The 11,116-nt window shown below is 55.8% G+C and carries 8 protein-coding genes; 5 read left to right on the plus strand and 3 right to left on the minus strand.

What is annotated here, in order from left to right; all coding sequences use genetic code 11:
- Positions 1–199: 199 nt before the first annotated feature.
- Entirely contained in the window at positions 200–724 is a 525-nt protein-coding gene (locus A3EC_RS11705) for a type II toxin-antitoxin system PemK/MazF family toxin (protein ID WP_169331397.1), read from the minus strand.
- 206 nt (positions 725–930) lie between these two features.
- Between A3EC_RS11705 and lepA the strand changes: the two genes are divergently transcribed.
- Positions 931–2,772, plus strand: coding sequence for a translation elongation factor 4 (lepA, locus tag A3EC_RS0107025; protein WP_018024472.1), 1,842 nt, complete (start codon positions 931–933; stop codon positions 2,770–2,772).
- 63 nt (positions 2,773–2,835) lie between these two features.
- Positions 2,836–3,333, plus strand: a complete 498-nt coding sequence (locus A3EC_RS0107030) for an MgtC/SapB family protein (protein ID WP_018024473.1) — start codon at positions 2,836–2,838, stop codon at positions 3,331–3,333.
- 35 nt (positions 3,334–3,368) lie between these two features.
- On the opposite strand, the gene A3EC_RS0107035 is transcribed toward A3EC_RS0107030, so the two are convergent.
- Both A3EC_RS0107035 and A3EC_RS0107040 read right to left on the minus strand, forming a co-directional pair.
- The gene (locus A3EC_RS0107035; RefSeq protein WP_018024474.1) at positions 3,369–4,022 is read right to left on the minus strand and encodes a CoA transferase subunit B; all 654 of its coding nucleotides are present in this window, start codon (positions 4,020–4,022) and stop codon (positions 3,369–3,371) included.
- A 20-nt stretch (positions 4,023–4,042) separates the two neighbouring features.
- A complete protein-coding gene (locus tag A3EC_RS0107040) occupies positions 4,043–4,747 on the minus strand; it encodes a CoA transferase subunit A (RefSeq protein ID WP_018024475.1) in 705 nt (234 codons plus the stop codon).
- Positions 4,748–5,333: 586 nt separating this feature from the next.
- Between A3EC_RS0107040 and A3EC_RS0107050 the strand changes: the two genes are divergently transcribed.
- The 3 genes from A3EC_RS0107050 (at position 5,334) to A3EC_RS0107060 (ending at position 11,107) form a co-directional block, all read left to right on the plus strand.
- Positions 5,334–8,213, plus strand: coding sequence for a sigma factor-like helix-turn-helix DNA-binding protein (locus A3EC_RS0107050; protein ID WP_083879988.1), 2,880 nt, complete (start codon positions 5,334–5,336; stop codon positions 8,211–8,213).
- 116 nt (positions 8,214–8,329) lie between these two features.
- Positions 8,330–10,129 (plus strand): BCCT family transporter, encoded by a 1,800-nt coding sequence (locus A3EC_RS11710; protein WP_018024478.1) that lies wholly within the window; start codon positions 8,330–8,332, stop codon positions 10,127–10,129.
- A gap of 111 nt (positions 10,130–10,240) precedes the next feature.
- Positions 10,241–11,107, plus strand: a complete 867-nt coding sequence (locus tag A3EC_RS0107060; protein ID WP_018024479.1) for a 3-hydroxybutyryl-CoA dehydrogenase — start codon at positions 10,241–10,243, stop codon at positions 11,105–11,107.
- The last annotated feature ends 9 nt before the right edge of the window (positions 11,108–11,116 follow it).

Below are 11,116 nucleotides of genomic sequence, written 5' to 3' on the forward strand. Positions count from 1 at the left end.
GTGTTACCTCTTGATTTCTAGTCTGGCGGGACAACCAACCACAGCTTTTCGACGGAAACCAAGGCTGAAATGCCTACGGCTTTCGAAGGAATTCCCACGAGCATCACCCCAAGGTCCTGGGATGCACGGTGAAATCCAGCGGTGAGCTGGTCAACTCAAAGAACACTACCAGTCAGGGCCGCTGCTCCCAAAAAGCGTGTTAGCTCCAGCCGTGGCGAAGCCGCAAGGCGCGAGCTACCACCGCGAATCGGCGAGCCGGCATGATTGAACCGTCGCGTCGAATGCCAGACTCTGGAATCTCTAGCACTCGGTCCACTCGAACCCAGCTAGGTTTGCCATGACTGAAGCTGTCGGAGCCGATGGCCACCCAGTTTGTTTCGTTAGCGTGGTCTTCATTCGTGGAAATCAGTGTGCCGAGGAGAGTGTGTCCTTGCCGACCTACCACGAGAACTTGACGTTCGGCGGCCTGGTCGGAGTTCTCCTCGGTGAATCGCACATGGACCACCTCACCTGGGTCCGCGTGGCCATCCATATCTGGGGCGTACAGAATTGACCGAGCCATATCTTTGGCCGCATGCGCGACGATGATGCGGGAGTGAGTGTCTTGGCGGCGTTGACGACGAGTGCGAATCTTGTTGGCCGCGGTGGAGAATCCCAGTTGGTCGTCCAGTTCGGATAGTCCGTGCTCCAACGTGTGGATGCGGGAGATGCGTTTGTTGCCCACACCGTCGGTTTTTCGGTTAGGCAGGCTCGAGCCGAGCTTCCGGATTAGACGTGAAGCCTCCGAAAAAACCTTCCCAATACGCCGCTCAGCCATAGCCACCAGAGTAGCTGTATATCTGGATCGGTACAATGAGAGGACAAACAGCACGCGGGCCGTCAATCTGCTCGTAGGACCATCACTTTTGGCTACTTTCGGACAGGATTTCTTTGACCAAGAACTTTGCAAGCGAGACTTTTACGAAGCCATCGCAAATTCGCAACTTCTGCATCATCGCGCACATCGACCACGGTAAGTCCACGCTGGCCGACCGAATTTTGCAGCTGTCCGGCGCCGTTGAAGATCGCGACATGCGCGACCAGTACCTAGACAACATGGACATTGAGCGTGAGCGTGGCATCACCATTAAGGCACAGAATGTCCGCCTGCCATGGGTGCCGCGTTCGGGTGAGCATGAAGGTAAAGAGATTGTGCTTCACCTGATTGACACCCCAGGTCACGTGGACTTTACCTACGAGGTCTCCCGTGCGCTCGAAGCATGTGAAGGCGCCATTTTGTTGGTTGACGCCGCCCAAGGCATTGAAGCGCAGACGCTGGCTAACTTGTACCTGGCAATGGAAAACGAGCTGGAAATCATCCCAGTTCTCAACAAGATTGACCTGCCAGCCGCAGACCCAGAGAAGTACTCCCTGGAAATTGCCAACATTATTGGCTGTGAGCCAGAGGAAGTGCTGCGAGTTTCCGGTAAAACCGGCGAAGGTGTCCCGGAGCTGCTGGACCGCGTATGTGAACTCGTGCCAGCGCCAGTCGGTGATGCTGATGCGCCACCGCGCGCCCTGATTTTCGACTCGGTGTATGACACCTTCCGTGGCGTTATCACCTATGTCCGCATGATGGATGGTGCGCTGAATGCACGAGACAAAATTCAGATGATGTCGACCGGCGCGACTCACGAGCTGCTGGAAATCGGCATTATTTCGCCGACTCAGCACAAGGTTGACGGGTTGTCGGTCGGTGAGGTCGGTTACCTCATCACCGGTGTGAAAGACGTCCGCCAGTCCCGTGTCGGCGATACCGTTACGCTCGCCCGCAATGGTGCTGAGGCGCCGCTCAAGGGCTACGCCGACCCGAACCCGATGGTCTACTCGGGGCTGTTCCCAGTCTCCCAGCAGGATTACCCAGACTTGCGTGATGCGCTGGAGAAGCTGCAGCTCAATGATGCGTCGTTGACGTATGAGCCAGAAACATCGGTGGCGCTGGGCTTTGGTTTCCGGTGTGGTTTCCTGGGGCTGTTGCACATGGAAATTACCCGCGACCGCCTGGAGCGAGAGTTCGACCTAGACCTCATTTCCACTGCACCGTCGGTGGTCTACCGCGTCATTGAGGAAGATGGCACGGAGCGGATGGTGCAAAACCCGTCAGACTGGCCAGAGGGCAAGCTGCGCGGTGTGTTTGAACCGATGGTGAAAACCACCATTATTGTGCCGTCGGAGTTCATCGGTTCGACGATGGAACTGTGCCAGTCGAAGCGTGGTGAGATGGGTGGCATGGACTACCTGTCGGAAGACCGTGTGGAACTGCGCTACACCATGCCGATGGGTGAGATTATTTTCGACTTCTTCGACATGCTGAAGTCCCGCACGAAGGGCTATGCCTCGCTGAACTATGAGGAAGCCGGCGAGCAGGAAGCAGATCTGGTCAAGGTCGACATTTTGCTGCAGGGTGAGGCCGTGGACGCGTTCTCGGCGATTGTTCACCGCGACAATGCGCACTACTACGGCAATAAGATGACCAAGAAGCTGCGTGAATTGATTCCACGTCAGCAGTTTGAAGTGCCGATTCAGGCAGCGATTGGTTCGAAGATTATTGCCCGTGAGAATATTCGTGCGCTGCGCAAGGACGTCCTTGCCAAGTGCTACGGCGGCGATATTTCCCGTAAGCGCAAGCTGCTGGAGAAGCAGAAGGCCGGTAAGAAGCGGATGAAGAACATCGGCTCGGTGTCGGTGCCTCAGGAAGCTTTCGTGGCAGCACTCTCGACCGACGAAGAGTAAAACTCCGCTTTTTGACGGATTGTTTGGCTCGGTGCGTACCATTGGTGTAAGGGAAGGAATCTCATGCACCAGTTACTTGCCAATGAATTTGTGGACGCCCTAGGCGGCCCGAATATTGTGCAGCACATCGGCGGCATTGCCCTTGCTGCGTTGCTCGGCGCTTTGCTTGGCGCCGAGCGGGAGTGGCGTGCCAAAGACGCTGGCTTAAGAACCACCACGCTGGTGTCCATGGGCGCCGCTTTATTCACCATCGTTGGCATGGAAGCTGTCGATAGCGCCGGAACAGGGGACCCTACTAGGGTGGCCTCTCAGATTGTGTCGGGTATTGGTTTTCTCGGTGCGGGTGTGATTATCAAACACGGTGCCAGCGTGAAAGGTTTAACCACTGCTGCCACCATGTGGGCGGCAGCAGCGGTCGGCGCGCTCTGCGGAGCAAGCCTGCACCTGCTCGCAATTGTGGGTGCTGTGATGATCGTCTTCACCAATATCGCAATGCGCCCAGTGGTGAAAACCATTGAACACAAATCACCGAATGTGCATGAGGAAAGCGATCCAGCTTAGCCGTACTGGCTAGTTGGTTGCTATGAGTCGCACCTTTAGTGACGGCCGTCAATCCAGGCGGCTTCGGTGTGCTTTTCGATGTCTTCGATGGTGACGCTGGGCGCTAGTTCGCGCAGGACCAAATTATTGTCAGCAACGTCGAAGCTGGCGAGGTCGGTGATGATGCGGTCAACAACACCAACACCGGTCAACGGCAAAGTACATTCTGTAACGAGTTTTGCTGAACCGTCACGAGCGATGTGGTCGGTAAGCACCACAACGCGTGGGGTTCCTGCGACGAGGTCCATGGCGCCGCCCATGCCCTTTGCCATTTTGCCCGGAATCATCCAGTTCGCCAGGTCACCGGATTGGCTGACCTGCATGGCGCCAAGGATCGCAATTTTGACATGCCCCCCACGGATCATGGCGAAGCTGGTAGCCGAATCGAATACTGCCGCGCCAGGGAGCAACGTGACCGTCTGCTTGCCAGCATTGATCAGATCGGCGTCTTCTTCACCTTCGTAAGGGAATGGTCCCATGCCGAGAATGCCATTTTCAGATTGCAAGATGACGTTGACGCCCTCCGGCAAATTGTTGGCGACCATGGTGGGAATACCGATGCCGAGGTTGACGTAGTCGCCGTCGTTGAGTTCTTGGGCAGCAATAGCTGCCATTTCGTCGCGGGTCCAGCCAGTTTTCACTTCAGTCATTGTTCTGTCTTCAGCTTTCTTTACTTGCTTGGGTGCGGGCGGGTGGTGCGTTGCTCGATTGGCTTTTCAGCCGTTGAGGCATCGACGACGTAGTCAACAAACACGCTTGGGGTGTGGATGGCATCGGGCTGGAGGGCGCCGCGGTCAACGCGCTCTTCGACTTCAGCGATAGTGACTTTGCCGGACATTGCACAGAGTGGGTTGAAGTTTTGCGCGGTCAGCCGGTACATCAGATTGCCGTCTTCGTCGCCTTTCCAGGCATGGACCAGCGCAATGTCTGCGACAATGCCGCGTTCCATGACATAGGTGCGGCCATCGAATTCCTGGTGTGGTTTGCCTTCGGCTACAACAGTTCCAACTCCGGTGGCGGTGTAGAACGCTGGGATGCCTGCCCCACCGGCGCGCAAGCGTTCAGCCAGCGTGCCTTGTGGATTGAACTCAACTTCCAATTCCCCTTCGAGGTATTGACGAGCAAATTCCTTGTTCTCCCCGACATAGCTGGAGAGTACTTTGGTGACTTGGTGGTTTTCCAGCAGGATGCCAAGGCCCTTGCCATCCACACCCATGTTGTTGCTCACGATGGTTAGGTTCTTTGCACCGGTGTCCCGGAGTGCTTCAATTAACCGGAATGGAGTTCCGGAAAGTCCGAAGCCGCCGACAGCGATGGTCATGCCATCGCGAACGTGCTCGGATAGCAGCGCGGTGATGTCTTTGGTGTCACTCATCGAAATGCCTCGTCAGTTAATCGGGATTAATTGATGGCCCAATTATGCGGTCTAAATCACTTTCTGGATCGAAAATGACCAAAAACGCAGAAAGATCCTTCGTAGGTACTGGTTGACGCGATGTGAGATTCTGTAATCTTCCAAACCTTCGCAGTGCATTTATTACTTTCTGCACGCTTCTAGTGCGTTACAACCGAGTATCGGTGGAAGTGAAGAGTAGGTGGGGCGGTCTAGTTAATTCGCCTGCATGAATATCGCACTTCCTGCAGCGTTTTTGTGTGGGGGATATGCTGGTTAAACAGCGGGTATATGCATAATTGACGAATCACTAATCTGTCGTTGCTGTGATATTATGCAGTCAATGAGTTGTTCGCCGGCGCTCCTGAAGCGGCGGTGGCGGGAGATTGGCGGCGCATGTCTCTCGGTTCAGTTTTGCAGCTGATGAGTAGTAGTATATTTACACAGTTGTAAGATTTGGAAAGTGAGCCAAAATTCTCCAAAGCCTCAACAGCTATTTCGGTAAACCCAACGCCGATCTTAATGCGGTTGTGCCGCAAATTCGATGTGCAGGTGAGGAGCGAGCAAAATGCGTGAGACATCAACAGCTGTCGTTTATGTGTCTCCGACCGGTGTACATCCAAGCGATCACATTTTAGAGCTAGCTGTCATTCGGCTTGACCCACAAGGTCGTCAAGAGGACGTCTGGCAGACAATGCTGCGCCCCGCTCGTCATGCGCTGGATATTCACCCTCGAGGTATCACTTACCAAGATGTAAAAAACGCCCCATCCTTCGAGCAGATCGCTCACGAGCTGGCTGAACTTCTTGACGGTCGACTCGTGGTCTCCAGCTCCCTCTATGTCGGTTTGCCAATTCTTGTGGAAAGCTTCCGCCGCATCGGACAAACACTTCCGGACAGTGCCAGCTGGACGATCAAAATGGATGAGCTGGAGTCGCAGATGAAGGACAGGTTGCCCACGGCAGTTTTGCCGATGCCAAACTTCCAACGCTCTACCGCAGAATCCACTGCGCCATCAGACATCTTCCCCGCAGTCGAAGCCGCGGCGCAGATGATGTACCGATACCAAGACATCCTGCGGGGCCCTGACCTCATTCTTCCAGATCTTGAACCGCTGCATTTCGACATGTCGAAGTTTACCGCTGAGCAGCGTCCAGTGCTGCGCTATCGGGACATCGCTTCGCTGGGGTGGCCGTGGATTTACCGGCTCTTCGCAGGGCTGCCAGCAACTGGTAATAGCGACATTGATAGCTTGGCTGACCTGGTCGCGGATTTGGTCCTTGCTCGGCTGACCCCCGCTATAGACACCGACAACGAGGAGTCGGCGGCCCATGGCTCGGCGAAGGCTGTTGGAGTTGAGCCAAGCCGAACCGTCATGGAGCAACTTCTGGCAGCCGGTCGTGACCATGACTTTGACACTGAAGACATCGAGTCTTTGACACGCACGCTATTCCGCGCGCTGGTCGTTCGCGCTTTTGTCTTGGGCGGAGTGAATTTTGACCGTCGCGACCAGCTTGAGCAAGTCGGTAGCTTGCTGGAGTTGCCAGAGCGCTTTGTTCAGGAACAATTGAACCTTGACGAAAGCCTCGTGCGGTCCTACTTCGAAGGCATGAAGATGGGTGCCTACATCGCTTTCACTGGGGCGCTGGCATTGCCGCGTGAAATGTGGACCAACCGTGCCGAGGCCATGAGTATGCGGGTGGGCCCGCTCACCGAAGAAACAAGCGTTCTCATCGCTGCTGATTTCGGTGCATCGTCCGTCAAAAAGCAACAAGCCAAAGAGCTGGGCGTCCCAGTCATTGGGGAGCGGGAATTTGCCTGGCTGCTCAACGCAATCGAGTTGCGAGTGTCCAGCGGGCAGCCGCTACACGCACCCGATGCCGCGGTACCTGCGTCGACTGAAATCGAACCACAATGGCCATTGCAGCCGGTGTTCCCATGGGTGGGCGAATATATTGAGGCATTCAACGAAGTCGGCGACGTCGTGTCCGAATGGCTGGATGCCCATGAGCACGTGCCGCTGTGCGAAATGTCGCCATATTTGGAGCCAGAGCGGCTGCCACGCACCGTCAATCGCCGCCTGAAGTCGGTGGAGCGCTGGAAGCAGCAGTTCCCACAGCCGCTGACCGCATCGGTTGCGGATCTGCGCCGAATTCGTGGAGTGGGCATTAACCGCCTGAATGAGCTGGTCAGTGCGGTGGCCTTCGAGGCATTGGACCTGTATGAGGCGAAGACCGCTGGTTCCCGTCCGCAGCACACTTCGCACGTTGCTGCGAGTACGTTGCCAGGCAGTGTGACTGCCGGGGTGCAGGAACTGCGTGGGGCGGTGACCCTGAAGTCAGCCGAAATTATTGCTGATGCCACAGCAGACCTTGGGCCGACTTCATCACTTCAAGTCGACGCTGACTTCATCGAAGTGATGCGCTGGGCAATGCTCACCGGTGCCGAAATGCCAGTGGATCCGCCGAAATCGGTGGCTGATGCAGTGAATCGGATTCGGAGTATCCCTGGCCTGCAGGACCCGATTGTGGAAGTCATCAATGATGCCTACCGCGATGTGCAAAGCATTATGCGCATTGACGAGCGTTTCCCGACCATTTTGCAGCTCCGCATGTTGGAGCAGCAGACCCTTGACTCGGTCGGCAAGACGCTGGACATCACCCCAGAACGCGTCCGCCAGTTGGAGAACCTCGCCCGTGAGGAGTTCGAAAAGGGTGAATCTGCGCTGCTGATTGAGGTGTTGGCCCGCCGCTTCCTGCCATTCCGCTCCGAAGATGAAGTCCTGGAGAAGGTTCCTGCGCTAGCAAAACCTGGCCCGATTCCTGGTTTCAACATGCTTGAGACTGTTTCCGCCCTGACAAAACGGTGGAAGCTGGATAAAGGCTGGTTGCTTGCGCCGCGGATTGATAACCGCATCGAGAAGGTGCTTGCTTCCATGGCCAATGATTGTGGTGTCGTGGACCTGAACTTGGCTGCCCGTGTTCTCGACGCCGGGCTCGACAACCTGAAGGAACGTCTGCGGACTTTCCGTCGCAATCAGGCGCAGGTGGTCGGCGATCACGTCATCATCCAAGCATCCAGCCATGCGGATCGTGCTGTGGCCGTACTCTCAATCACGGGCGAACCACTGACCATTGAAGAGATTGCGCTGCGACTCGGTGGTGGCAACGTCCGGTCGATTATGAACCAGATGTCCTCCGACAGCCGATTGATGCGCACCGGTCGTGAAAAGTGGGCGCTGCGCAGTTGGGGTCTGCAGGAATACACCACAATTGCTGACTGGATTGGCCGCCATATCGATGTCACTGGCAGTTACCCATTGGCGAAACTGCTCGCCGCCGCCGACTCCATCGGTGTGTCCGAGGGCTCCATCCGAGCGTTTGCGTCCGGCCAGGATTTCGAGCTTGTTGACGGAATGGTACGACGTCGCATTGAGGTCACAACTTAAGAGAGTTTGCTTAGCCGCGGGGTCAAGCACATATGCTGGATATTGGATTCTGACCCCAAGTCTAAGGAAGCACATTGAGTGCCACCCCCTCGACCGAAAAATCAGCAATTGAATTAATGACCGAACAGCCACCGTCGTGGTTGAAAACGGATCGATTAATTTTTTCAGTGTCGGTGGGGGTGATTTTCCTATTTACTGTCGTGACGCTGACCCTTGGCGAAACCGCCAGGGACGGTTTGCAACTCATCTCCGGCTGGATTCTCAAGAATCTGAGCTGGTTCTACATCGCTGGTGTTTCCAGCATGTTCATTTTCCTCATCGGTATTTTCGTCTCCCGCTATGGTCGAATGAAGCTTGGCGACGATGACGAAGAACCCGAGTATCCACTGGCTGCCTGGTTCGGGATGCTCTTCGCCGCAGGTGTCGGTTCCATCCTGATGTTCTGGGGTGTCGCCGAACCAATGAACCACGCATTCAACGTGCCGATGAACGACCACGAGCCGATGAGCATCGGAGCGGCGAAAGAAGCGGTGGCTTTTACCGCCTATCACTTCGGAATTCATATGTGGGTTATTTTCGCATTGCCGGGATTAGCGCTCGGATACTTCATCTATAAGCGCAAACTTCCGCCGCGACTATCGTCCATTTTTGCGCCTTTGCTCGGCGGCTACATCTACAAATGGCCTGGCAAACTCATCGACGCTGTGGCCATTATCGGCACCATTTTCGGTATCGCCGTTTCCGTTAGCATGGGCGTACTACAGATCAACTCCGGTATGTCCCGACTCATGGGTGTGACGGAAAGCAACGTGTGGCGGCTGGGGATCATTTCGGTGATTGTCGTGATTGCCTGCGGTTCCGTGGCCGTGGGGCTAGACAAAGGTATTAAGCGGCTATCCAACCTGAATATTGCACTGGCAATCTTGCTCATGCTGTTCGTATTGGTGTTTGGTCCGACCCTGACATTGTTGCGGGCTGTTTCCGATACCGTCTCTATTTACGCCGACTATTTGCCGCGGCTGATGTTCTGGGCAGATGGCTTCAACGAAAATCCCGGCTGGCAGGGTAGTTGGACCGTGTTCTATTGGGCGTGGACAGTGTGCTGGGCACCATTTATTGGCATGTTTATCGCACGGATTTCCCGTGGCCGCACGGTCCGAGAATTCATTGCCGGTGTCATTGTGCTGCCGACGGCCTTCGTTATTATCTGGTACTCCATCTTCGGTCGTGCCGGCTTCGAATTGGAATGGGCCGAGCCTGGCCGCCTGACTAAACAAGTAGTCGAAGAAGGCGACGTGGCGGCATCGATGTTCATTTTGCTGGAAGACTATCCCATCAGCCAGATTGCCAGCCTCCTGGTGCTCATTGTGGTGGCGCTATTCTTCATTACCTCCATGGACTCAGCGGCAATGATTATGGACATGTTCTCCACCGGCGACGAAGACCAAACCCCGTCCTACTACCGGGTGATGTGGGTCGTCCTCATCGGTGTGGTCTGCTCGGTGATTATGACCATTGGTGGTGAAACCGGCCTCCAAGCGCTTCAAGAAGTGTCCATTATTGTTGGCCTGCCGTTCTTCATCATCATGGTGGTGATGATGTACTCCTTGCTGCGCGGAATGAACGAAGACTCCGCTGCCCGCCCAGTTGTCCAAACCCGACACTGGGAGAAAGTCATCAACGAGCACACGCTGGTTGAACAGCTGGAAAACCCGGCGCCGGGGTATGACTCTGAAGGCAATCCACTGCCGCCGATTGACTACAGCGTGGATGAGGACGGCACCATTGTGATTGAAACTGACGTCCGGATTGCTGGCGATGTCGAAGTAGACGGCAGCCTCGATGGCAATGTGGATGGATTCTCGGACGGTCCTGCTGACAGCAGCAGCAGCAGTAGTAGCGAATCTGGCAAATAGTCGAAACCGGCCCGACACATCGAGCTGCCGCGCTAACATCGCCGGTAGTTGCCGCCTTGCACAGCAGGGGAGAGCAGTTGACGTCGAATTGAGCTAAGGAGCATATTTGCTATGACCGCAGAAATCACGCGTGTGGGTATCGTCGGTGCCGGCCAAATGGGATCGGGCATTATCGAGGTCTGTGCGAAAGCCGGCAGCGAAGTGCTGGTCTGGGAAGCCGAAGAGCGCTTCCTCGAGGCTGGCAAGCAGCGGCTGCAAAAGTCGTTGGACCGCGCCGTCAATAAGCAAAAGATTTCCGAAGCTGACCGCGACGCCGCGCTGAACTGCATCACCTGGACCACTGACCTGGCGGATTTTTCGGACCGGCAACTGGTCATCGAGGCGATTATTGAAAACCCGGAAATCAAAGCTGATGTGTTCCGGCAGTTGGATGAAGCTGTCACTGACCCAGATGCGGCGCTATGCACGAACACGTCGTCGCTGCCAGTGCAGTCGATTGCGGCGGCGACCAGCAAACCAGAACGCGTCCTGGGGCTGCACTTCTTCAACCCGGTTCCGGTGCTGCCGCTGGTCGAGCATGTTCGGACGCTGACCACTGCGGACGCCCCAGCTGAGCGGGCATACAACTACGCCAAAGATGTGCTCGGCAAGACGGTGATTCGGGCGAAGGACCGCTCTGGCTTCATTGTCAATGCGTTGCTGGTGCCGTACCTCCTGTCGGCAATTCGGATGTACGAAGCTGGGGTAGCGACCGCTGAGGATATTGACGCCGGCATGGTCGGGGGCTGTGCGCACCCGATGGGGCCGCTGACCTTGGCTGACATGATTGGTTTGGATACCTGCAAGTTCATTGCTGATGCGATGTATGACGAATACCATGACGCGGTTTATGCTGCACCACCGCTGCTGAATCGTATGGTGGAAGCTGGGCACTTTGGTCGTAAGTCTGGGAAGGGTTTCTACGACTACAGCAAGTAGTTCACGGTA

This window comes from Corynebacterium ulceribovis DSM 45146 (genome assembly GCF_000372445.1).
Taxonomy (GTDB): domain Bacteria; phylum Actinomycetota; class Actinomycetes; order Mycobacteriales; family Mycobacteriaceae; genus Corynebacterium; species Corynebacterium ulceribovis.

Excerpts from the sequence above, each read along its gene's own strand:
- A3EC_RS0107030 (WP_018024473.1), top strand. The coding sequence starts at position 2,836 with ATGCACCAGTTACTTGCCAATGAATTTGTGGACGCCCTAGGCGGCCCG.
- A3EC_RS0107035 (WP_018024474.1), bottom strand. The coding sequence starts at position 4,022 with ATGACTGAAGTGAAAACTGGCTGGACCCGCGACGAAATGGCAGCTATT.
- A3EC_RS0107040 (WP_018024475.1), bottom strand. The coding sequence starts at position 4,747 with ATGAGTGACACCAAAGACATCACCGCGCTGCTATCCGAGCACGTTCGC.
- A3EC_RS11710 (WP_018024478.1), top strand. The coding sequence starts at position 8,330 with ATGACCGAACAGCCACCGTCGTGGTTGAAAACGGATCGATTAATTTTT.
- A3EC_RS0107050 (WP_083879988.1), top strand. The coding sequence starts at position 5,334 with ATGCGTGAGACATCAACAGCTGTCGTTTATGTGTCTCCGACCGGTGTA.
- A3EC_RS0107060 (WP_018024479.1), top strand. The coding sequence starts at position 10,241 with ATGACCGCAGAAATCACGCGTGTGGGTATCGTCGGTGCCGGCCAAATG.